This is a genomic window from Actinokineospora bangkokensis (genome assembly GCF_001940455.1).
Lineage (GTDB): Bacteria > Actinomycetota > Actinomycetes > Mycobacteriales > Pseudonocardiaceae > Actinokineospora > Actinokineospora bangkokensis.
In genome coordinates, this window is the sequence record NZ_MKQR01000001.1 from 75,892 (window position 1) to 101,296 (window position 25,405).

The window sequence follows — 25,405 nt, forward strand, 5'->3', positions numbered from 1 at the left end:
AGGTGTGTGCTTCACGTTATTCACGGATACGGGCCGCAGGACACCTCCGTGTGGCACTGTGTTCACCACTGTCACGACGGCCAGGAGGAGGCACCGGGCCGGATGACCTGGGACGACCGGCCTGCGCAGGCCAGCGCGAGCGAGGGCGCCGGTGCCGACGCGCACGCCGACCGCGACCTGCTGCACCGCCTGCGCGCCGGTGACGACGCCGCCTTCGGCGAGCTGTTCTCCCGGCACAGCGACGCCGTCCGCAGGCTGGCGCTGGGCGTCTCCGGCGACCGCGCCGAGGCCGACGACCTCACCGCGGAGGCCTTCTTCCGGGTGCTCCAGGCGATCCGCCGCGGGGCCGGGCCGGTCGACAACGCCCGCGGCTACCTGCTGATCGTCGTGCGCCGGGTGGCCTGGGAGTGGGCCGGGCGGCGCCGCGAGCTGCCGGTCAGCGACGAGGAGCTCGACCACCGCGTCGGCGCCGCGCACGACGACGGCGCCCGCTCCACCGAGCGCACCCTGATCACCCGCGCGTTCACCAGCCTGCCCGAGCGCTGGCGCACCGTGCTGTGGAAGGTCGAGGTGGAGGGCGAGCGGCCCGCGGTGGTGGCGGGCAAGTTCGGCCTGAGCCCCAACGCCACCGCCGCGCTGGCCCGCCGCGCCCGGCAGGGGCTGCGCGCGGCCTACCTGCAGGCGCACCTGACCACCGAGCGCGGGTCCACCGGCTGCCGGTCGGTGCTGGAGAAGCTGGGCGCCTACACCGCGGGCAGCATCACCGGCAGCGAGCGCTCCCGGGTGCGCACCCACCTGCAGGCCTGCTCCTCGTGCGCGACCACCCAGGCCGAGCTGGCCGACGTCTGCTCCGGGCTGCGCGCGCACGCCGCGCACCTGGCCGTGCCCGTCCTCGGGCTGGCCGCCGCGCACACCGCGCACGCCCTCGGCTGGGGCGCGGGGGCCAAGGCGGTGCTGGCCAGCGCGAAGTTCCAGGTCGTCGCGGCGGCGGCGTCGGCGGCCGCGGTGGGGGCGCTCACCCTGCTGCCGCTGGGCACCGCGGGCGAGCAGCAGCAGGCCTACGCCGACCTCGACGGGTCCGGGGCGACGCTGGAGGTGGGCCCGCCGACCACCAGCACCACCACGACCGGGGCCGCGGGCCCCACCTCGGTGCCGCCGACGGCCGCGTCCAGCGCGATCGTGCCCGGCCCCACCCACCGGCCCACCGGCGCGCACCCGGTCGGCAAGCCCGCCGCGCCGCCCGCCGCGCCCGCGACCACCTCCGCGGCGGTGGGCACGGGGTCCACCGCGGCGCAGCCGCGCACCGAGTCCGCCACCGCGCTGGAGTCCCCGCAGGTCTACGACCGGTCGCTGCCCGTGGTGTCGCGGCAGGTGTCCTACGAGCGCAAGTGGGCCGTCTACGACCGCTACGACGTGGTGTCCGAGACGAGCACCACCACGCTGGTGAACGCCGCCGCGCAGACCACGGTGGCCACCAGCAGCACCGAGTACACCCAGTACCGCGAGCCGGGCCGCGACCCGGCCCCGACCACCCGCGAGCAGGGTGGCCCGACCGGGCCCACGGTGACCAGGACCCCGTCCGGTTGATCATCGTCCGGGGCCGGTGCGAGAATCGGCCGCGGAGCACGAGGGAGCGCATTTCACCCGGTCGGCGCAGGGTCGAGCCGGTACCGTTATCCCCCGGTGTCCTACGCACTGCGTGACGACTGACCACCAGCGCCACACACAGCGCCACACCGAGAGGCGGAGACATGACGCGCCAGGTTCGCGACGTGAACGGTCGGCTCTGGACCGTCCACGGCACCCTCACGTGGCGCACCCCGGCCACCGAGGACAACTTCGAGCACGACGTGGCCGCGGGCTACATCCCCGGGGTCGTCATGCTCTCGCTGATCCTGGTGCTGGCCGTGGTCCTGGTGACCTGGACCCCCGACGACGTGGTCGTGCCCGCGTGGCTGCTGCTGGTCCTGCTGCTGGTCGCGCTGTTCTTCCCGGCCCGCTGGGCGCTGCGCAGGCCGTGGACGCTGGTGGCCGAGACCGGCGACGACGGCGACGGCGAGCCCACCGAGCGCTGGGTGGGTACCGTGCGCGGCTACTTCAACGCCCGCGCGGAGATCGCCAAGATCGCCAAGAACCTCAGCGCGGACTCCCAGCCGAGCTTCGAGGGCGCGCTGCGCCCGATCAACTGAGGCGGCGGCCCCGCCGGGGCATGACAGCGGCGGCCGCGCGGGCGAGACTGGTCGCGTGCCCGAACTGCCCGAGGTCGAAGCCCTGGCCCACCACCTGCGCGAGCACGCGGTCGGCCGCACCGTGGCGCGCGTCGACGTGGCGTCGATGAGCGTGCTCAAGACCGCCAGCCCGCCGTGGACGGCGCTGCACGGCCGCGAGGTCACCGGCGCCGGGCGCCGGGGCAAGTACCTCGACCTGGACTGCGGCGGCCTGCACCTGGTCACCCACCTGGCCCGCGCGGGGTGGCTGCGCTGGGCGCAGACCCTCTCGGCCGCCCCGCCCAAGCCCGGCCGCGGGCCGCTGGCGCTGCGGGTGCACCTCGGGCCGCCCGGGCAGGGCCCCGGGTTCGACCTCACCGAGGCGGGCACGAAGAAGGGGCTGGCCGTGTGGGTCGTCGAGGACGTCGGGTCCATCGAGCAGATCGCCACCCTGGGCCCGGACGCGCTCGACCTGACCCGCGACGAGTTCGGCGCGCTGCTCGCCGGGCGCACCGAGCGGCTGAAGACGGTGCTGACCGGGCAGCGGGTCATCGCGGGCATCGGCAACGCCTACTCCGACGAGATCATGCACGTCGCCAGGCTCTCCCCGTACGCCACGCCCGCCCGCCTCGACGAGGGGCAGGTGGACCGGCTGCACGCGGCCCTGCGCGAGGTGCTGCTGGCCGCGGTCGACCGCTCGGTGGGCCAGCACGCGGCCCTGCTCAAGGGCGAGAAGCGCTCCGGGCTGCGGGTGCACGCGCGCACCGGGTTGCCGTGCCCGGTCTGCGGGGACACCATCCGCGAGGTGTCCTTCGCCGACAAGGCCTTCCAGTACTGCCCGACGTGCCAGACCGGCGGCAAGCCGCTGGCCGACCGGCGCATGTCCAGGCTGTTGAAGTAGGTACCGTGGGAGCCCCAGCGAACCGGAACGGGAGCGTTGCCTGGTGGGCCAACTGCTGACCGAGCGCGCGGTGGTGGGCGTCGTCGCCACCCTGGTGGTCCTCGGGCTTTTCGTGCTGCTGTGCAGGCCGCGCAAGGCGGGCTCGGTGGACGACGCCGTGCTCGACGCGGTCCAGCGGCTGTCGCGGGCCGCCCCCGAGCTGCGCGGCGGGCTCACCGAGAAGGCCGCCGACCAGGCCACGAAGGAGCTCGTCGAGCTGCTCAAGTGCGTCGCGGTGGGCATCAGCGACGGCGAGGGCAGGCTGCTGTCGTGGGCGGGGGAGGCCAACGAGCACTACGCCGACCTCGCCGCCCCCATCGTCGAGGTCGTGCGCCGGGGCCACCGCGAGCACATCCAGCACGAGAACCTCCAGTGCGCGCGCCGGGGCAGCTGCCCGATGCGCACCGCGGTCATCGTCCCGCTGATCATCGACGGGCAGATCGAGGGCTCGCTGGTGCTGGTGGGCGGGGTGGACAGCAAGCGCCTCATCCGCGCCGCCGACGAGCTGGCCAGCTTCCTGACCATCCAGCTGGAGCTGGCCAAGCTGGACGAGTCCAAGCAGGCCCTGGCCCGCGCGGAGATCCGGGCGCTGCGCGCGCAGATCAGCCCGCACTTCATCTACAACACCCTCAACACCATCTCCTCGCTCATCCGCACCGACCCGGAGCAGTCCCGCGAGCTGCTCCAGGACTTCGCCGACTTCACCCGCTACTCGTTCCGCTCGTCGGGGCTGTTCGCCACGCTGGCCGACGAGCTGGCCAACATCGACCGCTACCTGACCATCGAGTGCGCCCGCTACCGCGAGCGCCTCAACGTCCGGCTGCGCGTCGCCCCCGAGGTCCAGTCCGTCGTCGTCCCGTTCCTGGTGCTGCAACCGCTGGTGGAGAACGCCGTGCGGCACGGCATCGCCAAGAAGCCCGGCGGCGGCACGGTCAGCGTCTTCGCCCACGACAACGGCTCCGAGGCGCTCATCGTCATCGAGGACGACGGCGTCGGCATGGACGCCGACCGGCTCTTCGAGGACCTGCGCGACGCGCACAAGACCGGCTCCCACGTCGGCGTCGGCAACATCAACCAGCGCATGCGCCAGGTCTTCGGCGACGAGTACGCGCTGATGGTGGAGACCGCGCCCGGGGCCGGGATGAAGATCACCCTGCGGGTGCCGAAGTTCTTCCCCGGCGTGCGCCCCGACCTGCCGTCCTTCGCCGACGACGGGGAGCGGGAGACCGCCCCGGCCGTGGACTAGGCGCATCGACCCGGGAGGTCGGGGACGCGGGTGGCGGGTTCGCGGTGACCAGTGCTCTCAGGTCCGGCGCCGTAAGGTCGTACCCATGAGCGTTGCGGAGAAGCTGGCGGCCCGGTTGCCGGGGATCGGGGAGCGCGGCGAGAAGGGTGACGTGGTCTCCGTCGTGCGGCTGCACGGGATCATCAGCCCCTCCGCGTCCCCGCTGGCCCGCGGCGCGATCAACGTCAGCAGCGTGGAGTCGGCGCTGAGCCGGGCGTTCGAGCGCGACCGGCTGGTGGCCGTGGCGCTGGTGGTGAACTCCCCGGGCGGCGCGCCGACGCAGTCCGCGCTGGTGGCCGAGCGGGTGCAGGAGCTGGCGGGCAAGAAGGGCGTGCCGGTGCTCGCGTTCTGCGAGGACGTGGCGGCGTCCGGCGGGTACTGGCTGGCGTGCGCCGGGGATGAGATCTTCGCGCACCCCACCTCCCAGGTCGGGTCCATCGGGGTGGTGTCGGCCGGCTTCGGGTTGAACAACCTGCTGGAGCGGTTCGGGGTCGAGCGGCGGGTGCACACCGCGGGGGCGAACAAGGTGCGGTTGGACCCGTTCCAGCCCGAGTCGCCCGAGGACGTGGCGTGGCTAAGGGGGTTGCAGGCCGAGCTGCACGAGCAGTTCGTGGCGTGGGTGCGCGAGCGGCGGGGGGACAAGCTGACCGGGGACCCCGACGTGCTGTTCTCCGGGGAGGTGTGGACCGGCGCCAGGGCCCAGGAGCTGGGGCTGGTCGACGGCCTGGGCAGCGTGCGGTCGGTGGTGGCGCAGCGGTTCCCCGGGGCCGAGCTGGTGCTGGCCGAGCCCAAGAAGGCGCTGCTGGCCCGGCTCGGGCTGGGCGGTCCGATGAGCGCGGGGGACCGGGTACTCGCGGCGATCGAGGGTGTGGAGAACCGGGTGACGTGGAACCGCTTCGGGCTCTGAGGTGCCCCCGACTGCCGCGGTCCGCGACACGCAGTGGTGATCGGCAACGATTTCGCTCCTGCTGACGGGTGACGCTGGGATTGGTCATGGACACCCGGGGTGCGAGTGGGCAAGATTGCGCACACCGTGAGTACTGCCACCAACAGCCCAGGCCTCGTCGTCCTCGCCGTCGACGACGAGAAGGCGGGGATGGACGAGCTGGTCACCCTGCTGAACGGCAACCGCAACGTGCGGCGCGTGCTGAAGGCCGACGACGCCACCGAGGCGCTGCTGGTCCTCGCGGGCGACGACGAGGAGCTGGCCGCGCGCAAGGAGGCGGGCATGCCCGTCGTCGACGCGGTCTTCGCCGACCTGGACATGCCCGGCCTCACCGGGATGGAGCTGGCGCGGGTGCTGGCCGGGTTCAAGCCCGCCCCGGTGCTGGTGTTCGTCACCGCGCACAGCCACGAGGCGGTCGCGGCGTTCGAGCTGGGCGCGGTCGACTACATCCTCAAGCCCGCCAAGCAGCCCAGGATGGACAAGTCCATCGAGCGGGTGCTCGACAAGATCAATTCCACCGGCGCGGCGGCCGCGGCCCCGGTGCCCGAGCAGCGCGACGACGAGGTCATCCCGGTCGAGCTCGCGGGCACCACCAAGCTGGTCTCGCGCGCGTCGGTGCGCTGGGTCGAGGCGCAGGGCGACTACGCCCGCCTCTACACCGCCGACGGCTCGCACCTGGTGCGCATCCCGCTCGCCCAGCTGGAGGAGCGCTGGGAGAAGGCGGGCTTCGTGCGCATCCACCGCTCCTACCTGGTGCCGCTGTCGCTGATCACCGAGCTGCGCATGGGCGGCTCCGGCTACTCGGTGGTCATCGGGCACGAGGAGAAGGTGCTGCCGGTCAGCCGCAGGCACACCCGCGAGCTCAAGGACCGCCTGGTGCGCGGGGCCGGGCCGTGACCGGGCCGGTCGAGCCGCCCCGGCCGCCGGACCCGTCGAAGCGGCCGCCGCGGCGCAAGCGCGTGGTGCTCGCCGACTCGCGCGCCCCGGTCACCGTGCTGCGCACCGTGGTGGAGCTGGAGGAGCAGACGAGCTGGGCCGAGGAGGTCGTGCGCGGCTTCATCCGCACCCAGTTCAAGACCGCCGTCCGGCTCGCCCTGGCGCTGATCTGCACCCTCGGGCTGCTGCCGCTGGTGTTCTTCCTCGCCCCCGGCCTGGCCGGGGTGTCCGTCGCGGGCGTGGCGCTGCCCTGGGTCCTGCTCGGGGTGCTGCCCTTCCCCCTGTTGTTCGGGCTCGCGTATTGGTACAACGTGCTCGCCGAGCGGCACGAGCGCGACTTCGTCGACATGGTGGAGAAGTAGGTCCACCACCAACGCCGCGGCACGAGGGCGGGGACCAGGGAGACGTGGAACTGAACGTCTGGGCGGTGGTGGGCGTCGCCCTGGTCGGCCTGGCCACCTTCACCATCGGCTTCCGCAGCGCCCGGCAGGCCTCCACCACGCAGGACTTCCTCACCGCGCGGCGCACGGTCCGCTCGCGGCGCAACGCCGCGGCGGTCTCCGGGGAGTACCTGTCCGCCGCGTCCTTCCTGGGCATCGCGGGGCTCGTGCTCAAGGACGGCACCGACGCGCTGTGGTACCCGGTGGGCTTCACCGCGGGCTACGTGGCGCTGATGCTGTTCGTGGCCGCGCCGCTGCGCCGCTCGGGGGCCTACTCGCTGCCCGACTTCGCCGAGGCCCGGCTCGGGTCCCGCCAGCTGCGCGGGCTATCGACGGTGTTCGTGGTGTTCATCGGCATGCTCTACCTGGTGCCGCAGTTGCAGGGCGCCGGGCTGACCCTCAAGCAGGTGGTGCCCGGGGTGCCGCTGTGGGCGGGGGCCGTGGTCGTCGCCGTGGTGGTGGTGGGCAACGTGCTCGGCGGGGGCATGCGCGCGATCACCGTGGTGCAGGCCTTCCAGTACTGGCTGAAGCTGTTCGCCATCGCCGCCCCGACGTTCGTGCTGTGCGCGCTGTTCGTCGGCGGGGGTGGGCTCGGCGGGGTGGGCGCCACCGCGCTGTCGGCACCGCAGGCGCCCCGGTTCACCAAGCCCGCCGACATCGCCGTCGACACCGACGTGGTGCTCCAAGTGCGCGAGGCCGTCCCGCTGTGGGCCGAGGGCGTCGTCGACGGGGCGCGCACCAGCGGTGTGGTGTTCTGGGGGCCGGGGGAGCACACCGTCCTCGCGGGGGCCCGCCTGCGCTTCGCCCAGGACACCCCGGTGCCGGTGGTGGCGGGCGCCCCCGCGGACAACGAGTCCTGGCTGCGGCCGGTGCGCGGCTGGGACGAGCTGTTCACCACCTACTCGCTGATCTTCGCGACGTTCCTCGGCACCATGGGCCTGCCGCACGTGCTCAACCGCTTCTACACCAACCCCGACGGCCGCACCGCCCGCCGCACGACCCTGCACGTGCTGCTGCTGCTCAGCGTCTTCTACGTCTTCCCGGTCGTGCTCGGCGCGCTGTCCCGCGTCTACACCCCGGAGCTGCTGGTCACCGGCACCACCGACGCGGCGGTGCTGACCCTGCCCGGCAAGGTGGCGCCCGGGGTCGTCGGCCAGGTGCTCGGGGCGGTGACGGCGGCGGGCGCGTTCGCGGCGTTCCTGTCGGCCTCCTCCGGGCTGGTGGTCAGCGTCGCCGGGGTGCTCTCGACGTCCAACGGCGGGCGCGGGCGGGTGCGCGACTTCCGGTGGGCGGCGGTGATCGCGGGCGCGGTGCCGCTGGGGATCGCGCTGCTGCTGCCCGCGGGCGACATCTCGCTCAGCGTCGGCATGACCTTCGCGCTGGCCGCGTCCACCTTCTGCCCGGTGCTGCTGCTGGGCATCTGGTGGCCGCGCATCACCTGGGTCGGCGCCGCGGTGGGCATGTGCGTCGGCGGCGGGCTGGTGGTGGTGGCGCTCGTGCTCAGCACCGTCAGCTCCTTCACCGGCGGCTGGGCCCCCGGGCTGGTGCAGCAGCCCGCCCTGGTCACCGTGCCGCTGGCGTTCCTGGCGGTGTTCCTGCTGAGCAAGGCGACCGCGAGCCGGGTGCCGCCGGAGACCAACCGCATCCGGATGCGCATGCACGCCCCCGACCGCCTCGGCTTCATCCGCGACCGCGACATCGCCCGCTTCGGCAGCGCCGAGGAGCGGTCGCGGCTGGCCAACGGCCGCCACCGCCGATAGGTCCCTTCACCTGCCCTGAACGGGCCACCGTGGCAGCATTGAACCGTGACGAACCCCCCCGGCGTGCCCACCACCACCGTCGCCGACATCCCGGCCGAGCTGCCCGCGGGCACCACCCTGCTCGACGTGCGCGAGCAGGACGAGTGGGACGCCGGGCACGCCCCCGGCGCCGTGCACATCCCGATGAGCGAGCTGGCGGGCCGCCTCGACGACCTGGCCGAGACCTCGTACCTGGTGATCTGCCGGGCGGGCGGGCGCTCGGCCAGGGTGACCGCCTACCTCAACGCCAACGGGTGGGAGGCCACCAACGTCGACGGCGGCATGCAGGTGTGGGCGGCCCAGGGCAGGCCGGTCGTCAGCGACACCGACCCGGACCCGCGGGTCATCTGACCGTGCACCCGCACCAGCCCCGCTTCCACTGGGTCGCGACCCCGCCGCCCGGTGCGGGCACGCCCGCGCCGCCGCGCCGCCGGGGCCCGTACACCGGCCCCCCGGCGTACCGCACACCGCCGCGCTGGGGGTTCCCCGCGCTGGCGTGGCGGTGGCCGACGGCGGTGTCGGGGCTGGACGTCGAGGAGCCCACCCCGGTCGACCGGGTGCGCGGCCGGGGCAGGCTCGCCGCGTCCGCGCTGTGGATGCTGGCCGCGGTGGCGCTGCTGGCCACCGGCGCGGAGGTCTGGCGCTACGCCCTGCTGCTGATGAGTCGGGGCGGGGCGCTGTCGGCGGGCCTGGTGGAGGTGTCCGACAGCCTGGTCGTCACCGGCGCGGTGCTGTCGCTGGTGGCGGGGTTCCTCGCCGTCCTCAGCTCGCTGTGGTGGTTCTTCACCGCGCGCAGGCTCGCCGCGGACACCGCGGGCTACGCCCCGCCGCGCCCGGACTGGCACCTGCTGCCGTCCATGGTCATCCCGCTGGTGAACCTGGTGGTGCCGGGGTCGGTGGTGGCGGAGCTGGAGCACGCGGTGCTCGGCAGGCCCGCGGGCGAGCGGCCCAGGCCGACCCCGCTGGTGCGCTGGTGGTGGGCGGCGTGGGTGGCCAACGCCGTGCTGTTCACCCTCGCCGTGGTGTGGCACTACCGCACGGGCGTGCAGGCGGAGGCCGACGGCGTGCTGCTCACCGCCGCCGCGAACCTGTCCGCCGCGGCGCTGGCCATCGCCACCGAGGCGGTCGTCTCCCGGTTCACCGCGCTGCTCGCCCCCATCGACACCACCGAGGTCCGCAGGCTGCGGGTCGTCAAGGTCAACGCCGAGCCCGACCTGACCCTGCGCGCCCGGCCCGCGACCGCCCGCCGCTGACCCCCGCTCGCCGCCGTTCGCGGTGCCGGGTCGCCTCAGCGGGCCGCCGCGGCACCAGGTCGCGGGTGGCGGCTCAGCCGCCGAAGCGGGCCAGGGTCGTGTAGGGGTAGCCCGGCAGGCCCGCCGCGACAGCGGCCCCGGGCGCGGGCGCGCCCGCCGTCCACAGCGTGCCCGTCGCGGCGGTGTTGGCCCGCAGCCCCGCGCTCGCCGCCACCAGCCGCACCGGCACCGTGCGCCCGCCCACCTCGGCCGTGCCGGTGACCGTGCGCGGGAACTGGTCGGCGGGCGGGTCCAGCACCACGGGCACGGCCGTCCACGCGCCCGCGGCCAGGCTCTTCTCCACCGCGCTCCACCGCCGCGCCACGCGCACCCGCCACACCAGCAGCGCCGCCAGCGCCAGCACCACGGCGACCACGGCGGCGGTGACCCCCAGCAGCTCGCCCGCGAAGTCCCTGCCGAGCAGGTCCACGAGCCCCACCAGCGCGAACACCAGCAGCAGCGCGGGCGCCACCAACCCGGTGCGCGACCGGCGGCGCGGCACCGCCACCTGCCGGGCGACCACCAGGTCCTCCAGCGCGGCCCGCACCCGCAGCGGCTCCGGCTGCTCCACCACCACCCGCGGCCCCACCTCGGCCGCCGACACCCGCGCCGCGCCCAGCGGCAGCAGCAGCCCGGTCGAGCGCAGCGCCACCCACCCGGACTCGTCCGGCCCCACCACCCACACCCGCCCGGTGCGGGCCAGCACCTGCTGCACCGCCCACGGCAGCGCCCCGACGACGGCGGTGAACCGCCGCTCCCCGTCGGAGACCACCAGCGGCGTGCGCGGCAGGCCCTTCGACGCCCGGTGCACCGCGACCGACGCCGGGCGCCACGGCGACCCGGCCAGCATCCGCCCGGCGGGCCGCAGCCACAGCCCGTGCAGCACGAACGTCAGCACCAGGGCGATCGCGAACGCCAGCGCCACGATCACCACCAGGGTCACCACCGCGGGCGGGGCGCCCGCGCCGGACAGCCACCCGGCCAGCACCCCCAGCGCGAGCACGACGGGCGGCAGGACCAGGAACGGCACGCGCATCGAGCGCAGCGCGCGGGCGGTGGCGGGGTCGGCCAGCGCCGGGGTGCCTGCGGGCGGTTCGACCACCGGTGGTTCACGGTCCGTCATCGCTGTCCCCCCGTCGGTGTTCCGGGACTGTAACCAGTCGGTGGGATCGGGCCGAACCGGCTTCCGCGCGCGGCCCGGACAAGTTAGGGTTGCCTAACCGGAGGAGGTGGAGCTCGTGAGCGGACCTGGAGCACCCCGGACCCCCGCGCCCCGACCACCCGCTCCGCACCCGGCCGAGCGGGCGCGCTCGATCGCCGCGGTGAGCGGGCGGGCCACGCTGGTGCCCGCGGCCGACCCCACCCGGGGCGAGCGCACCAGCCCGCTGCTGCACCACGTGCACGCCGACGCGTCGGTGAGCGTGCTGCTGCCCGACGACCACGAGCTCGTCGGCCTGGCCTGGCAGGCCCCGCGCGGCGAGCTGGCCGCGGTGGTGGAGCTGGTCGACCAGGCCCCGGTGCCGCTGCGCGAACCCGTGCGCGGGCTGCTGTGGGTCACCGGCTGGCTGCGCGCGCTCACCCACGACGAGTCCCGCGCGCTGGCCGTCGAGGTCGCCGCCGAGCGACCCGACCCCCGGCTGCTCGACGTCGGCCACGGCGCGGCGCTGCTCGCGGTGGTGCCCGCCACGCTGGTGCTGGCCGACGCCGAGGGCACCCACCCGGTCGACCTGGGCGCGTTCAGCGCCGCCGAGCCCGACCCGTTCGCCGCCGAGGAGGCGGGCTGGCTGCGGCACCTGGAGCTGTCGCACACCGACGTCGTCGGCGCCCTGGTGCGCCACCTGCCCGAGGAGCTGCGCGGCGGGCACGTGCGCCCGCTCGGCCTGGACCGCTGCGGCCTGCGCCTGCGGGTGGAGGCCACCGACGCCGACCACGACGTCCGGCTGGCGTTCTCCCGGCCGGTGCGCGACGCCGCCGAGCTGAGCGCGGAGCTGCGCAGGCTGGTCGGCTGCCCCTTCCTGGCCGCGCGCGCCTGACCGGGCCCGGGGGTACGTTGGGCCGGGTGCGGGACTGGATCTTCCCCCCTCGACCCGGGGGCTGGCTGGTCGACGACCGGGCCGAGCGGCGGCTGATCCGCGTCGAACTCGTCGTCGTCTTCGCGATCACCCTGGGCCTGGCCGGGCTGAGCAGCCTGGTGTCGCTGGTCGACTCGCTGCTGCGCACCGAGGCGCTGAGCGACCAGAGCGTCGCCATCAACGTCCCGCAGGCCAGGGCCGGGCTGCTCGACCTCGTCCGCCAGCTGCTCAGCGCCCTGCGGCTGTTCGCGTGGGGGGCGCTGGGCGCCTACCTGCTGCACCGGGCGGGCATCGCGCTCGCCCGCGTCGGCTTGGACCTGCGGCGCAAGGGCAGGGACGTGCTGGTCGGGGTGGGTCTCGCGGCGCTGATCGGCCTGCCCGGCCTCGGCTTCTACCTGCTCAGCTACGCGCTCGGGATCAACCTCGCCGTCGCGCCCAGCACCCTCGGCGACCTCTGGTGGCGCCCGATCGCCCTGGTCGTGCTCGCCATCGGCAACGCCTGGGCCGAGGAGGTGCTGGTCGTCGGGTACTTCATCACCCGGCTGCGCCAGCTCGGCCTCTCCGAGGGCCGGTCGCTGTGGGCCTCGGCGGTGCTGCGCGGGTCGTACCACCTCTACCAGGGGTTCGGCGGGTTCCTGGGCAACGTGGTGATGGGCCTGGTGTTCGGCAGGTTCTGGCAGCGCGCGAACCGGCTGTGGCCGCTGGTGGTGGCGCACGCGCTGATCGACATCGTCGCCTTCGTCGGGTACTCGCTGCTCAGCGGCGCGGTCGACTGGCTGCCCTGACCGCCGGGGTGGCGCGTTTGCGCTGGTCAGGGTAGGAATGGGGGATGCCTGGCCTGGGTGAGTACCGGCGGAAGCGCGATGCCGGGCGCACCCCTGAGCCGGTCCCGCCCGAGGGCCCGCTGCCCACCGGCGGCGACGACACCTTCGTCATCCAGGAGCACCACGCCACCCGCCTGCACTGGGACGTGCGGCTGGAGCGCGGCGGGGTGCTGGTCTCCTTCGCCGTGCCCAAGGGGTTGCCGGAGGACCGCGGCGACATCCGGCTGGCCGTGCACACCGAGGACCACCCGGTCGAGTACGCCGCGTTCGAGGGCGAGATCCCGCGGGGCGAGTACGGCGGCGGGCGGATGACCATCTGGGACCGCGGCACCTACGAGACGGTCAAGTGGAGCGACCGGGAGATCGCGGTGGTCCTGCACGGGGGCCGCGTCGAGGGCAAGTACACCTTCTTCCGCGGCCGCTCGGAGAAGGACTGGATGGTCCGCCGGTCCGACCCGCCGCAGGACCCGGCGCGCGTCCCGCTGCCCGAGGCGGTCGAGCCGATGCTCGCCACCCCCGGTTCGCTGCCGCCCGACGACGACGCGTGGGCCTTCGAGTTCAAGTGGGACGGCGTGCGCGCCCTGGCCAGGGTCGAGGGCGGGCGGCTGCGGCTGTTCTCCCGCAAGGGCAACGACATCACCGCCACCTACCCCGAGCTGCGCGGGCTCGGTGAGGAGCTGGGCAGCACGCAGGTGTGGCTCGACGGGGAGGTGGTCGCCTTCCGCGGCGGCAAGCCCTCCTTCGCCGAGCTGCAGAAGCGCATGCACGTCCAGGACGAGCGGGTGGCGCGGCGGCTGTCCCGCGACAGCCCGGTCACCTACGTCGTGTTCGACGTGCTGCACCTCGACGGCGGCCCGTGCCTCGACCTGCCCTACCAGCGCCGCCGCGAGCTGCTGGTGGGCCTGGACCTGCGCGGCCCGCACTGGACGCCCTCGCCCAGCTGGTCCGGTGAGGGCGCCGCGGTGCTGGGGACCGCCCGCGACCAGCAGCTCGAAGGGGTCATCGCCAAGCGCCTGGACTCCCGGTACGCGCCGGGGCGGCGGTCGGCCGACTGGGTGAAGATCACCGACCTGCGCGCGGTGGAGGTCGTCGTCGGCGGCTGGCGGCCCGGGGAGGGGCGGCGCAACGGCGTGTTCGGCTCCCTGCACCTCGGGGTACCGACCCCGCGGGGCCTGCGCTACGTGGGGCAGGTCGGGACCGGGTTCACCGACGAGGTGCTGGAGTCGCTGATGGCCAGGCTGCGGCGGTTGGAGCGCAAGACCTCCCCGTTCTGCGACGAGGTGCCGCGGGAGCGGGCCAGGGGCGCGCACTGGGTGCGCCCGGAGCTGGTGGCGGAGGTGGTGTTCCGCGACTGGACGCAGGACGGCAGGCTGCGCGCCCCGTCCTGGCGCGGGCTGCGCCCGGACAAGGCGCCCTCGGACGTGGCGGGCTGGGACGGGGGCGGTGAGCCCGGTGGCCGGTGAGGTGCTGGTCGACGTCGCCGGGCAGCGGATGCGGCTGTCCAACCTGGACAAGGTGCTCTACCCCGAGGACGGGTTCACCAAGGGCGACGTCATCGACTACTACAGCCGGGTCGCCGCCGTGCTCACCCCGCACCTGCGCGACCGCCCGGTGACCTTCCGCCGCTTCCCGGACGGGGTGGCCAAACCGGGGTTCTTCCACAAGAACGCCGCCGGGCACGCCCCCGACTGGGTCCGCACGGTCACCATCGAGACCCCCGGGTCGAGCACCGGCGCGCAGAGCCTGGACTTCGCCCTGCTGCCCGACCTGCCGTCGGTGGTGTGGGCGGCCAACCTCGCCGGGCTGGAGCTGCACGTGCCGCAGTGGACGGTGGGCCCGCGCGGGGGCAGGCGGTGCCCGGACCGGCTGGTGTTCGACCTCGACCCCGGCGAGCCCGCCACGGTGGTGGAGTGCTGCGAGGTGGCGCTGGCCCTGCGCGCGGAGCTGACCGCGGACGGGCTCACCGCGGTGGCCAAGACCAGCGGCAACAAGGGGATGCAGCTCTACGCCCCGGTCACCACCACCACGCCCGAGCACACGTCGAACTACGCCAAGGCGCTGGCCGAGCGGCTGGAGGCGGCGATGCCCCGGCTGGTGGTGTCCCGGATGGCGAAGGCCCTCCGGCGCGGCAAGGTCTTCATCGACTGGAGCCAGAACAACCCGAACAAGACCACCGTCGCGCCCTACTCGCTGCGCGCCCGCTCGCTGCCCACCGCCTCCACCCCGCTGGCGTGGGACGAGGTCGAGGCGTGCGGCAGCGTCGACGACCTGCTGTTCACCGCGGACGACGTGCTCGACCGGGTGGCCGAGCTGGGCGACCTGTTCGAGCCGCTGCTGGCGAAGGGGCCCCGACTGCCCACGTCCACGCAACGATCCTGACACCAGGGCGCCATTTCGCTTAACGAACCGCTGTTGCCAGCGGCGATTCGTGGCGAGTTCAGCGGGTCGAACCGTTCGGACGCAGCGGAATCCACCACCGCTGGTTACCCTTGAACCCCGTGACCGACTTCGCGAACACCCCCGACGCCGCCTCGCCCGCACCCCGGGTGGACAGCGAGGTCGGCCCGCTCCGCGCCGTCCTGCTGCACCGCCCCGGCACCGAGCTCAAGCGCCTCACCCCGCGCAACAACGACCAGCTGCTGTTCGACAGCATCCCCTGGGTCGACCGCGCCCAGGACGAGCACGACCGGTTCGCCGACGTGCTCACCGGCCGCGGCGTGGAGGTCATGCTGCTGGCCGACACCCTGGTCGCCGCCCTGGCCGACGAGCGCGCGCACGGCGCCGCGGCCACCACCGCCGTCGACCGCCGCCGCCTCGGCGAGGACCTGGGCGACGCCCTGGCCAGCCACCTGTCCACCGTCGACGCCAAGGGCCTGGCCGACGTGCTGATGGGCGGCATGACCTTCGAGGAGCTGCCCGACGCCGAGGGCGCCTCCCTGGTGCGCCGGATGCACCACCCGCACGACTTCGTCGTCGACCCGCTGCCCAACCTGCTGTTCACCCGCGACTCGTCGGTGTGGATCGGTGACCGGGTGGCCATCGCCTCGCTGGCCATGCCCGCCCGCGCCAGGGAGACCGCGCTGCTCGACCTCGTCTACGCCTACCACCCGCGCTTCGCCGCCGCGGGCCGCGCCTACGGCGCCCACTCCGCCCCCGTCGAGGGCGGCGACGTGCTGCTGCTCGCGCCGGGCGTGCTGGCCGTCGGCGTCGGGGAGCGGACCACCCCCGCCGGTGCCGAGTCGCTGGCCCGCTCGGCCTTCCGCGACGGGCTGGCGCACACCGTCCTCGCCGTCCCGATCGCCCAGGACCGCGCCACCATGCACCTGGACACCGTCTGCACGATGGTCGACCGCGACGCGGTGGTCATGTACCCGGCCGTGCGCGACACCCTCACCGCCTACACGCTGCGCCCCGCCGACGACGGCGTGCGGGTGAGCGGGCCCGCGCCGTTCCTGGAGGCCGCCGCGGCCGCCATGGGCATCGACCGGCTGCGCGTGATCGACACCGGCCTCGACCCGGTCACCGCCGAGCGCGAGCAGTGGGACGACGGCAACAACACCCTGGCCGTGGCGCCCGGGGTCGTCGTCGCCTACGAGCGCAACGTGGAGACCAACTCCCGGCTGGAGGACGCGGGCATCGAGGTGCTGCGCATCAGCGGCTCGGAGCTGGGCACCGGTCGCGGCGGGCCGCGCTGCATGTCCTGCCCGGTGCTGCGCGACGCGCTCTGAAAGCACCTCGCCCGCACCGGGGAATCGTTCTGGATAGCCTTGCCTAACCATTAAACAAGGCTTGCCTAATGTGATCGGAATTCCCCCGCGGGAATTCCGGGAATGGCGGTCCTTCGCGTACCGTGGATGCCATGACCACGAAGTTCCACCAGCTGCTCCAGGCCCAGGTCCGCAACGAGTTCAGCGCGGCGCAGCAGTACACGGCGCTGGCGGTGTGGTTCGACGGGCAGGACCTGCCCCAGCTGGCCCGGTTCTTCTACCGGCAGTCGCAGGAGGAGCGCGACCACGCCATGATGATCACGCAGTACCTGCTCGACAACGACATCCCGCCGGTGGTGCCCGGGGTGGACGAGCCGCGCAACGACTTCACCGACGCGGTGGAGCTGGTGTCGCTGGCCCTGCAGCAGGAGCGCGCGGTCACCGAGGAGATCACCACGCTGGCGCGCACCGCCCGCGACGAGGACAACTACCTCGGCGAGCAGTTCGTGCAGTGGTTCCTCAAGGAGCAGGTCGAGGAGGTCGCCTCGATGACCACGCTGCTCAACGTGGTCAAGCGCGCGGGCGGCAACCTCTTCGACGTCGAGACCTGGCTGGCCAGGGAGACCACCCCCGGGTCCCCCGACCCCACCGCACCCCGGGTGGCGGGCGCGGGCGCCTGAGCGGAGCCGAGCAGCGCGCGGGGCGGCCCGGGGTGACCCGGGCCGCCCCGCGCGCGCTCAGTTGATGCAGGTCTGGTCGCGCAGCATCAGGGCGAGCGCCACGACCGTGTCACCGCCGCCGGTGCCGACCAGGTAGACGTAGTCGGGCTGCCCGGGCACCGGGGTGCGCAGGAAGTCCCCGCCCGAGCCCAGCTTCGGGTAGGCGCTGCGGGCCTCGCGCAGCGTGCTGCCCAGGTGGATGCCCTCGGGGGTCGACACCCCGGGCGGGGCGAAGATGACCTCCACCCCCCGGGTGCCGGAGGCGCCCACCTGGTAGCCGCCGTCGGTGCTCGGGAACTTGATCAGCTGGTACTGCGCGCACGCCGTGCCGCCGACCTCCCCGGGCACCTGGGTCAGCTCCCCGCTGACCATCGCGTCGCCCTTGGCCATGCCCAGCTGCAACCCGCCGAGACCGGTCGGGCCCAGCACGGGCGCGGGCTCGGCGGAGGTGAGCACCACCGGGGGCGCGGCAGAGGACCTCACCGGCAGCGGTGCGCCACCCGGACGAGCCGGGGTGTCCTGCGTGCTCGCGCAGCCCGCGAGCAGCAGCAGCACGGGCAGCCACGAAGATCGTCTCATGGGCCCGTGATTGTGCCCGACGTCAGCGCAGGGCCAGAGAGGCGGGGAGGGCGAAGTCCCCGTCCCCGGCCAGCGGCAGCTCGTGCACCGCCACCACCGCCGAGGCCGGGATCGGCCCGTAGACGTGCGGGAACCACGGCCCGCCGGGCACCGGCGGCACCCCCGGCTCCCACCGCACCGGCGCCCCCACCAGCGCGGGGTCGACCTCCAGCAGCAGGATGTCGGTGCGCCCGGCGAACAGCGCCCGCGCGGGCAGCAGCACCGACCCGGGGTCCGAGCAGTGCACGAACCCGACCGCGGGGTCCGGCCGCACCGCCTCGGCGGGCCAGTCCGCGGCCGGGATGAGGTGGACGATCACCGGATCGTGATCTGCCGGTTGAGCAGCCCGTCGCGCGAGCGCCGCTCGGCACCGGTCAGCGGCTCGGCCTCCAGCGACGCCAGCGCGGTCGCCAGCCGCTCGCCCAGCGCCTCCGCGCCCGCCGCCCACTCCCGGGCGTGCGGCTCGCGGTCGAGGTCCCACACCGGCACCAGCAGCCCGTGCGCGCGGAACGACCCGGCGTACCGGGACCCCTCGCCCAAGCCCAGCTCGCCCGCGGCGTGCAGCCGGGCCAGCGCGGCGAGCAGCTGCTCCTCCGGCTCCGGGCGCACCCAGCGCAGGTGCGCCTTCTCGCCCGCGTCCACCCAGTAGGCGGCCGGGCCGATCTTCTCCGTCGGCATGATCGCCTGGTTCGCCCGCTCCAGCGACAGCGCGACCTCGCCGCTGGGCTCGCTGCCCTCGGGCATCCACCAGGCGAAGTCGGAGTGCACCACCGGCTCGAACGCGCCGTCGACGTCGACGAGGTCCTGCAACCGCTCGGGCGCCTCACCCGGGTCGGTCTCCGGGCCCACCACCGCCAGCACGTCGCCCGGCCCGGCCTCGCGCGCCCACAGCACGGCGCGCGCCAGGTCGCGGCTGATGTCGCTGGAGCGGGTCTGCACCTGCAGGCCCACGTACTTCACCCCGTCCGCGCGCACCAGCGCCGCCGCGGCCATCGGCAGCACGGTCGCCAGGGTGATGTCGGTGCCGGGCAGCGCCGCGGTGCCCGACGGCACGAACTCGCGCATCGCCACCAGCTCGCACTCCCCGGCCAGGCCCTCGAACGGCCGCGCCACCGGGATGTCCGCCGCGCCGCCGGAGGAGCCGTGGCAGGCCTTGAAGCGCTTGCCGGAGCCGCAGGGGCAGGGCCTGCGCGGGTTGTCGTCCCCTGCGCTCGCCCTCGGCGCGTTCTTCACGGCGGATCGCCTGGCCATCTACGACTCCTCGTCGGGTCTGGGGTGCCGGCTGCTGCCGGGGACCGTACCCGCCGCGGCCGCCGCCAGCGCGGCGCGGGTGGCCGCCGGGGCGTTGGTCGCCACCCAGCGCACGCCCAGCTCCCGGCACAGCCGCACGTCCGCCGGGTCGTCCACCGTCCAGCAGTAGGTGGGGTGGCCGTGCCGGGCCGCGCGGGCGACGAACCCGGGGTCGCGGCGCAGCAGGCCGATCCCCGGCCCGGCCGCGTCCGCCCACGCGGGCAGCTCGCCGCCGCGCAGCCCCGGCCACGGCAGGGCCATCAGCAGCACCGTGGGCAGCCGCGGGGCCAGCGCCTTGAACCGGCGCACCGCCAGGGTGGAGAACGACATCAGCACCGCTCGGGCGTCCTCCTGGCCCGCCGGGCGGGTCAGCCCGTGCTCGGCCAGCAGCCGCACCACCCGTTCCTCCACCAGGCGCCCGTAGCGCACCGGGTGCTTGGTCTCGATGAACAGCCGGGGCGCGCGCCGGTGGTCGGCCACCATGCCCAGCAGCGCGCGCAGCGTCAGCACCCCGACCTCGCCGCCGTAGTCCAGCTCCGCCAACTCCGCCAGCGTCAGCTCGCTGACCACGCCGCGGCCGCTGCTGGTGCGGTCGACCCGCCGGTCGTGCACGCACACCAGGTGCCCGTCGCGGGTGAGCCGCACGTCGCACTCCAGCGCGTCGGCCCCCTGCTCCAGGGCGAGGGCGTAGGCGGCGGCGGTGTGCTCGGCCAGGTGCGCCGACGCACCTCGGTGCGCGACGACGACGGGCTCCACGGGTCCCCAGGTTACCGTGGCCCGGTGAGCTTCGACCCGGCTGACCTGGCCTTCATCGCCGACCCGTACCCCGCCTTCGCCGCGCTGCGCGCCGCGGGCCCGGTGCACCACCACCCCGGCCTCGGCCTGGCCGTCACCACCACGCACGCCGCCGCCGACGCGGTGCTGCGCAGCCGCTCGCTGGGTCGCCTGTGGACGGACGTGGCCCCGGTGGCGGCGTTCGCCGGGTTCAACCTGCTGCACCGCAACTCGCTGCTGGAGTCCGAGCCGCCCCGGCACACCCGGCTGCGCCGCCTCATCGCCGCCGCGTTCGGCCGCGGGCACACCGAGCGGCTGCGGCCCCGGGTGGAGGCGCTGGCCGCGGGCATGGTCGACGAGCTGGCCGCCCGGGTGCGCGACGGGGAGCCCGCGGACCTGCTGGCGCTGCTCGCCGCCCCGCTGCCGGTGCAGGTCATCGGGGAGCTGCTGGGCGTCCCCGAGGCCGACCGCGGGCTGCTGCAACCGTGGTCGAACGCCATCGTGAAGATGTACGAGTACGGCCTGCCCGCCGACCTCGCCGCCGCCGCCGAGCGGGCCGCCGCCGAGTTCACCGCCTACCTGCGCGCCCTGGTGGCCGACCGCAGGCGCGCCCCCGGCGACGACCTGGTCAGCGACCTGGTGGCCGTGCGCGACGGCACCGACAAGCTCACCGAGGACGAGCTGGTCGCCACCGCGGTCCTGCTGCTCATGGCAGGCCACGAGGCCACCGTCAACGTCGTCGGCAACGGCGTCCACGCCCTGCTCACCCACCGCGACCAGTGGGACGGGCTGGTCGCGGACCCGGCGCTGCTGCCCACCGCCGTCGAGGAGCTCATCCGCTACGACGCCCCGCTCCAGCTCTTCGAGCGCACCGCCACCGCGCCCGTCACCATCGCGGGCCACCACCTCGCCCCCGGCGACAAGGTCGCCGCCCTGCTCGGCGCCGCCGCGCGGGACCCCGAGGTCTTCCCCGACCCGGACCGCCTGGACATCACCCGCACCCCCAACCCGCACCTCGGCTTCGGCGCGGGGATCCACTACTGCGTGGGCGCCCCGCTGGCCCGGGTCGAGGTCAGCGCCGCGCTCAAGGCCCTCACCGCCACCCTGCCCACCCTCGCCCTCGCCGGAACCCCCACCCGCCGCCCCGAGTTCGTCATCCGCGGCTGGCAGTCCCTGCCCGTCACCGCCTGACCCCAGCCCCTACCACGAACCGCCCACCAGCGGGGAAATCCATCCACAGGCCCTGGGGGACCCCCGATTTCCATCCTGCCCGCGAGGACCGACAACCACGCCGCCAAGATCGCGAACCATCCACAGGGTCGGGCAGCCCCGCGCCGGGGTCAGCGCAGGGCGGTGGCGAGCAGGCCCGCCGCGTCCACGACCCGGGGGCCCACCTCTGCCGCGTCCAGGGGCTCGAAGCTGACCAGGCCGACGCTGGCCCGCAGGCCGGGGACGCCGCGGACGGGGGCGGCGACGCCGTGGGCGCCGGGTTGCAGCTCGCCCGCGCTGGCCACCCAGGCGCCCTCGTCGGGGCGCAGGGTGATGGCCCGGCCCGCCGCGCCGCGGTGCAGGGCGTGGCGGGTGCCGACGCGGTAGGCGACGTGGTAGGTGGTCCAGGAGGGCTCCACGACGGCGACGGCCTGGGCCTCGTCGCCGTCGGCGACGGTGAGGTGGGCGGTGGCGCCCAGGGACTCGGCCAGGTCGCGCAGGGCGGGCAGGGCGGCCATGCGCAGCTGCGGGGCGACCTTGGCGGCGAGCTCCAGCAGGCCCAGGCCCAGCCGGACCCGGGAGCCCTCCCGGCGCACCATGCCGCGGGCCTGCAGGGGCACCAGCAGGCGGTAGACCGCGGCGCGGGAGGCGCCGATGGCGGCGGCGAGGTCGGAGATGGTGGGCGCCTCGGAGTCGGCCTCGGCCACCGCCTGCAGCAGGGCCAGGCCGCGGTCCAGGGTCAGCGAGCTCTCCTTGGCCGCCGACGCCTGCCGGGGCCCGGTGGACCGGATGCCGGGCATCAGCCGCCCACCACCGTTCCCACCACCTCGGAGAGGCCGACCACCGAGCCGTCGGGGCCGGGGGCGGTGGCGGTGATGACCACCGTGTCGCCGTCCTCCAGGAACGTGCGGGTGCTGCCGTCGTCGAGCACCACCGGCTCCGCGCCGCCCCAGCTCAGCTCCAGGAACGACCCGCGCTGGCGCTTCTCCGGCCCGGAGACGGTGCCGGAGCCGAACAGGTCGCCGGGGCGGACGGTGGCGCCGTTGACGGTCATGTGGGCCAGCTGCTGGGCGCAGGAGAACGCCATGCCCGCGAACGGGGGGCGCGAGACGGTGGTGCCGTTCCAGCGCACCTCCATGGTCAGGTCCAGGCCCCAGTGCTGGTCCTCCACCAGGTAGTCCAGCCGCGGGTGGCCGGGGTCGGGCACCTCCACCCTGGCCGCGGCGAACGCCTCCAGCGGGGTCACCCAGGCGCTGATCGAGGTGGCGAAGGACTTGCCCAGGAACGGGCCGAGCGGCACGTACTCCCAGGCCTGGATGTCGCGGGCGGACCAGTCGTTGAGCACCACGACGCCGAAGACGTGGTCGGGCGCCGAGGACGTCGAGACCCGCCCGGCGACCGGCCCGCCGCAGACGAAGCCGACCTCGGCCTCGATGTCGAGCCGGGTGCTGGGGCCGAACACCGGGCCGTGCTCGCCGCGGCGCTGCCCGTGCGGGCGCACCACGTCGGTGCCGGAGACGACGACGGTGCCCGACCGGCCGTGGTAGCCCACGGGCAGGTGCGTCCAGTTCGGCAGCAGCGGCTCGGCGTCCGGGCGGAACATGCGGCCGACGTTCTCGGCGTGGTGGCGCGAGGAGTAGAAGTCCACGTAGTCGCCCACGGTGAACGGCAGCCGCGTGGTCACCGCCGAGAGGGCCAGCAGCTCGGCCCCGGGCGGGGCGGCGGACTGCGACACCAGCTCGCGCAGCCGGGCGCGCAGCGCCGACCACGCGGGGCGCCCGGCGGCCAGCAGCGGGTCCAGCGAGCCCGCCGCCACCAGCGGCGCCAGCTCCGCGCTGAACTCGCCCGCCAGGGCGCGCAGCGGCAGCGCGTGGTCGCCCACCCGCACGGCCACCACGGGCCCGTCCGGGGTGTCGAGCACGCCGTAGGGCAGCGTCTGCGGGCCGAAGGGCTCGTCCGGGGAGAACGCCGGGTCGTCGATCCAGCTCACAGCAGCCCCAACCCCTCCAGGTCCGCGACCGGCTCGTCCAGCGAGCACGAGCCGTAGGAGCCGAACACCGCGCGCACGGCGTGCGCGGCCTGGTCGGACAGCCCCGCCGCCTCCTCGGCCAGCAGCGCGCCGTCGGTCTGGCGCAGGGCCGCGCGCACGTCCCCGCCGGAGAGCGCGCGGGCGGTGGCCACCAGCAGGTTGAGGAACCCGTGGTGGGTGAACCCGGTCTCGGCGTCGGTGTGCCGCACGGCGTTGTGCAGGCCCGCGGTGGCCTTGAACGAGGCCTCCCCGGCGCTGATCACCGCCAGGAAGTCGGCCACCTCGTCGACGCTGGGGAACATGCCGCCGCTGAGCCCGCCGCAGCGGATCTTGGGCCAGCTGCCGTGCTCGCAGACCCGGCGGATGCCCTCCAGCCACTCCGGTCCGCCGTCGCCGCGGCGCGGCTCGACGACCCGGATGACGTCCTCGGGCACGAACTCGTTCACCCGCTCCAGCCACACGTCGTCGATGTCGGTGGGCGCGGACATCTCGACCATGCGCAGCGCGAGCAGCTCGGCCCGCGACTCCACGATCGACAGCGCCTTGGGCACCCCGCCCAGGCCGGTGTCGATCACCAGCGACAGCGCGACCGGCTTGTCCGGTCTCGCCTTCACCAGCTCGGTGATCAGCTCGGGCAGGCGGGAGGCCTGGCACAGGAACAGGCCCATGAGCCCGGACCGCTCGGCGGTCCGGGCGGCGAGGTGCGCGCGCACCGCGTCGGGCACCGCGGCGCTGCCCGGCGGGAACATCGCGGCGTCGTCGATGAGCCGCGCGAACAGGGGCGGAACCCCGCGCGGGCCGGGCGGGGGCAGGGGAACGGCGCTTGACACGGCTGACACGCTAGTAGCGCACCGGCAACTGAACAAAGATGTCCGCTATCCGGACACTCGGAGGAGCGATGCCGCACTACCGCCGCGTCGGGCAGATCCCCGGCAAGAGGCACACCGCGTTCCGCGCCCCGGACGGCTCCCTCTACGCCGAGGAGCTCATGGGCGTCGAGGGCTTCTCGGCCGATTCGGCCCTGCTCTACCACCGGTTCCCGCCCACCGCGATCGTCGACGCGGTGGGCGTCGAGGACTTCCGCGGCACCCTGGTGCCCAACCACCCGCTCAAGCCCCGGCACCTGCGCACCCAGGACATGAAGTGGGGGTCGGGCACCGACCCGGTCACCGGCCGCCGCACCCTGCTCGGCAACGCCGACGTGGTCATCTCCTTCGCCGTGGCCACCGAGCCCAGCCCGCTCTACCGCAACGCCGTCGGCGACGAGCTGCTCTACGTCCAGGGCGGCTCGGCGGTCGTGGAGACGGTCAACGGCACCCTGGAGGTCGGCGACGGCGACTACGTCGTCCTGCCCACCTCCACCACCCACCGCATCGTCCCCCGCGGCGAGCTGCGCCTGTACGCCATCGAGGCCACCGGCCACGTCGGCCCGCCCAAGCGCTACCTGTCCACCCGCGGGCAGTTCCTGGAGCACTCCCCGTACTGCGAGCGCGACCTGCGCGCCCCCGAGGCCCCCCTGCTGGTCGACGGCGAGGACGTCGACGTCCTGGTCCGCCACCGCGCGGGCCTGACCCGCTTCACCTACGCCCACCACCCGTTCGACGTCGTGGGCTGGGACGGCTGCCTCTACCCCTGGGCCTTCAACATCCGCGACTTCGAGCCCATCACCGGCCGCATCCACCAACCCCCACCGGTCCACCAGACCTTCGAGGGCCCCGGCTTCGTCGTCTGCTCCTTCGTCCCCCGCAAGGTCGACTACCACCCCGAGGCCATCCCCGTCCCCTACAACCACGCCAACGTCGACTCCGACGAGCTCATGTTCTACGTCGGCGGCGACTACGAGGCCCGCAAGGGCTCCGGCATCGCCATCGGCTCCCTCTCCCTGCACCCCGCGGGCTTCACCCACGGCCCCCAACCCGGCGCCGCCGAAGCCTCCCTGGGCGCCGAGCGCTTCGACGAAACCGCCGTCATGGTCGACACCTTCCGCCCCCTCGACCTCGCCGACCCGGCCACCACCTGCGAAGACCCCGACTACGCCTGGACCTGGTCCCGCAGGGCCCCCCAGAGCTGACCCCCACCCCCACCTCCCCACCCCCCGGCTACCGCTCTTCGCCCTCCCTTGCTCTTGAAGCAGCGCGCCCACCCACCCAACGCAACACGCCCCACCCGCACTGCTCGATGGGGTGGTCCCGCTTGGTCGGGGAAGGCGATCATGTGCTACCCACGGCCGGGGGGTGGGGCCGCAGGCCTCACCTTTTCCCCACCCCGAGCACATGATCGCCGCAGGGGCCCCGACCAAGCGGGACCACCCCATCGAG

Annotated in this window: 26 protein-coding genes; 18 read left to right on the plus strand and 8 right to left on the minus strand. The window is 74.7% G+C overall.

The window, feature by feature from the left end; translation table 11 throughout:
• The first annotated feature begins 102 nt into the window (after window positions 1–102).
• The 10 genes from BJP25_RS00345 to BJP25_RS00390 all read left to right on the plus strand — a co-directional run bounded on the left by BJP25_RS00345 (window position 103) and on the right by BJP25_RS00390 (window position 9,806).
• A complete protein-coding gene (locus BJP25_RS00345) occupies window positions 103–1,587 on the plus strand; it encodes a sigma-70 family RNA polymerase sigma factor (RefSeq protein ID WP_075972707.1) in 1,485 nt (494 codons plus the stop codon).
• A 164-nt stretch (window positions 1,588–1,751) separates the two neighbouring features.
• Window positions 1,752–2,189, plus strand: coding sequence for a DUF983 domain-containing protein (locus tag BJP25_RS00350; RefSeq protein WP_075972708.1), 438 nt, complete (start codon window positions 1,752–1,754; stop codon window positions 2,187–2,189).
• A 55-nt stretch (window positions 2,190–2,244) separates the two neighbouring features.
• Window positions 2,245–3,108 (plus strand): Fpg/Nei family DNA glycosylase, encoded by an 864-nt coding sequence (locus BJP25_RS00355; RefSeq protein WP_075972709.1) that lies wholly within the window; start codon window positions 2,245–2,247, stop codon window positions 3,106–3,108.
• A 43-nt stretch (window positions 3,109–3,151) separates the two neighbouring features.
• Window positions 3,152–4,393: a GAF domain-containing sensor histidine kinase gene (locus BJP25_RS00360; protein WP_075972710.1), complete on the plus strand. Its 1,242-nt coding sequence runs from the start codon at window positions 3,152–3,154 to the stop codon at window positions 4,391–4,393.
• An 85-nt stretch (window positions 4,394–4,478) separates the two neighbouring features.
• Window positions 4,479–5,339, plus strand: a complete 861-nt coding sequence (locus BJP25_RS00365) for a S49 family peptidase (RefSeq protein ID WP_075972711.1) — start codon at window positions 4,479–4,481, stop codon at window positions 5,337–5,339.
• A gap of 126 nt (window positions 5,340–5,465) precedes the next feature.
• Complete coding sequence (locus tag BJP25_RS00370) at window positions 5,466–6,275, plus strand: LytR/AlgR family response regulator transcription factor (RefSeq protein ID WP_075972740.1); 810 nt, start codon at window positions 5,466–5,468, stop codon at window positions 6,273–6,275.
• Window positions 6,272–6,676, plus strand: a complete 405-nt coding sequence (locus BJP25_RS00375; protein ID WP_143218800.1) for a hypothetical protein — start codon at window positions 6,272–6,274, stop codon at window positions 6,674–6,676. Before BJP25_RS00370 ends, BJP25_RS00375 begins: the two co-directional genes overlap by 4 nt.
• A gap of 44 nt (window positions 6,677–6,720) precedes the next feature.
• Window positions 6,721–8,514 (plus strand): sodium/solute symporter, encoded by a 1,794-nt coding sequence (locus BJP25_RS00380; RefSeq protein ID WP_075972712.1) that lies wholly within the window; start codon window positions 6,721–6,723, stop codon window positions 8,512–8,514.
• Between the two features lie 45 nt (window positions 8,515–8,559).
• Window positions 8,560–8,904, plus strand: coding sequence for a rhodanese-like domain-containing protein (locus tag BJP25_RS00385; RefSeq protein WP_075972713.1), 345 nt, complete (start codon window positions 8,560–8,562; stop codon window positions 8,902–8,904).
• A gap of 2 nt (window positions 8,905–8,906) precedes the next feature.
• Complete coding sequence (locus BJP25_RS00390; RefSeq protein WP_075972714.1) at window positions 8,907–9,806, plus strand: DUF4328 domain-containing protein; 900 nt, start codon at window positions 8,907–8,909, stop codon at window positions 9,804–9,806.
• Window positions 9,807–9,879: 73 nt separating this feature from the next.
• Here BJP25_RS00390 and BJP25_RS33920 read toward each other — a convergent pair whose 3' ends face one another.
• The gene (locus BJP25_RS33920) at window positions 9,880–10,968 is read right to left on the minus strand and encodes a hypothetical protein (protein WP_158075576.1); all 1,089 of its coding nucleotides are present in this window, start codon (window positions 10,966–10,968) and stop codon (window positions 9,880–9,882) included.
• A 115-nt stretch (window positions 10,969–11,083) separates the two neighbouring features.
• Between BJP25_RS33920 and BJP25_RS00400 the strand changes: the two genes are divergently transcribed.
• The 6 genes from BJP25_RS00400 (at window position 11,084) to BJP25_RS00425 (ending at window position 17,128) form a co-directional block, all read left to right on the plus strand.
• On the plus strand, window positions 11,084–11,878 hold the full coding sequence (locus BJP25_RS00400) for a DUF2470 domain-containing protein (RefSeq protein ID WP_075972741.1): 795 nt from the start codon (window positions 11,084–11,086) through the stop codon (window positions 11,876–11,878).
• 26 nt (window positions 11,879–11,904) lie between these two features.
• Entirely contained in the window at window positions 11,905–12,702 is a 798-nt protein-coding gene (locus tag BJP25_RS00405) for a CPBP family intramembrane glutamic endopeptidase (RefSeq protein WP_233157846.1), read from the plus strand.
• A gap of 44 nt (window positions 12,703–12,746) precedes the next feature.
• A complete protein-coding gene (gene ligD / locus BJP25_RS00410; RefSeq protein ID WP_075972717.1) occupies window positions 12,747–14,204 on the plus strand; it encodes a non-homologous end-joining DNA ligase in 1,458 nt (485 codons plus the stop codon).
• A 28-nt stretch (window positions 14,205–14,232) separates the two neighbouring features.
• Entirely contained in the window at window positions 14,233–15,120 is an 888-nt protein-coding gene (gene ligD, locus BJP25_RS00415) for a non-homologous end-joining DNA ligase (protein WP_084793569.1), read from the plus strand.
• Between the two features lie 167 nt (window positions 15,121–15,287).
• Window positions 15,288–16,469 (plus strand): arginine deiminase, encoded by a 1,182-nt coding sequence (locus BJP25_RS00420; RefSeq protein WP_075972742.1) that lies wholly within the window; start codon window positions 15,288–15,290, stop codon window positions 16,467–16,469.
• Window positions 16,470–16,600: 131 nt separating this feature from the next.
• On the plus strand, window positions 16,601–17,128 hold the full coding sequence (locus BJP25_RS00425) for a ferritin (RefSeq protein ID WP_075972719.1): 528 nt from the start codon (window positions 16,601–16,603) through the stop codon (window positions 17,126–17,128).
• Window positions 17,129–17,185: 57 nt separating this feature from the next.
• On the opposite strand, the gene BJP25_RS00430 is transcribed toward BJP25_RS00425, so the two are convergent.
• Genes BJP25_RS00430 through BJP25_RS00445 form a run of 4 tightly spaced genes read right to left on the minus strand, consistent with a single transcriptional unit; the run spans window position 17,186 to window position 19,831 of the window.
• A complete protein-coding gene (locus BJP25_RS00430) occupies window positions 17,186–17,746 on the minus strand; it encodes a hypothetical protein (RefSeq protein ID WP_143218801.1) in 561 nt (186 codons plus the stop codon).
• Between the two features lie 22 nt (window positions 17,747–17,768).
• Complete coding sequence (locus BJP25_RS00435; protein ID WP_075972721.1) at window positions 17,769–18,104, minus strand: DUF952 domain-containing protein; 336 nt, start codon at window positions 18,102–18,104, stop codon at window positions 17,769–17,771.
• A complete protein-coding gene (locus BJP25_RS00440) occupies window positions 18,101–19,036 on the minus strand; it encodes a DUF5926 family protein (protein WP_075972722.1) in 936 nt (311 codons plus the stop codon). Before BJP25_RS00440 ends, BJP25_RS00435 begins: the two co-directional genes overlap by 4 nt.
• A complete protein-coding gene (locus BJP25_RS00445) occupies window positions 19,037–19,831 on the minus strand; it encodes a glycerophosphodiester phosphodiesterase (RefSeq protein WP_075972723.1) in 795 nt (264 codons plus the stop codon). It abuts the gene before it with no gap.
• A gap of 24 nt (window positions 19,832–19,855) precedes the next feature.
• On the opposite strand from BJP25_RS00445, the gene BJP25_RS00450 reads away from it, so the two are divergent.
• On the plus strand, window positions 19,856–21,040 hold the full coding sequence (locus BJP25_RS00450; protein ID WP_075972724.1) for a cytochrome P450: 1,185 nt from the start codon (window positions 19,856–19,858) through the stop codon (window positions 21,038–21,040).
• Window positions 21,041–21,189: 149 nt separating this feature from the next.
• Here the strand turns inward: BJP25_RS00450 and BJP25_RS00455 are convergent, their stop codons facing one another.
• The 3 genes from BJP25_RS00455 to BJP25_RS00465 are packed head-to-tail and all read right to left on the minus strand — an operon-like array spanning window position 21,190 to window position 23,917.
• Window positions 21,190–21,858, minus strand: coding sequence for a helix-turn-helix domain-containing protein (locus tag BJP25_RS00455; RefSeq protein ID WP_075972725.1), 669 nt, complete (start codon window positions 21,856–21,858; stop codon window positions 21,190–21,192).
• Window positions 21,858–23,048, minus strand: a complete 1,191-nt coding sequence (fahA, locus tag BJP25_RS00460) for a fumarylacetoacetase (protein ID WP_075972726.1) — start codon at window positions 23,046–23,048, stop codon at window positions 21,858–21,860. Before fahA ends, BJP25_RS00455 begins: the two co-directional genes overlap by 1 nt.
• On the minus strand, window positions 23,045–23,917 hold the full coding sequence (locus BJP25_RS00465; protein WP_075972727.1) for a hypothetical protein: 873 nt from the start codon (window positions 23,915–23,917) through the stop codon (window positions 23,045–23,047). The genes fahA and BJP25_RS00465 overlap by 4 nt, the downstream gene beginning before the upstream one ends.
• Before the next feature lie 68 nt (window positions 23,918–23,985).
• Here BJP25_RS00465 and BJP25_RS00470 point away from each other — a divergent pair, with 68 nt between their 5' ends.
• Window positions 23,986–25,158 (plus strand): homogentisate 1,2-dioxygenase, encoded by a 1,173-nt coding sequence (locus tag BJP25_RS00470; RefSeq protein ID WP_075972728.1) that lies wholly within the window; start codon window positions 23,986–23,988, stop codon window positions 25,156–25,158.
• Window positions 25,159–25,405: the final 247 nt, after the last annotated feature.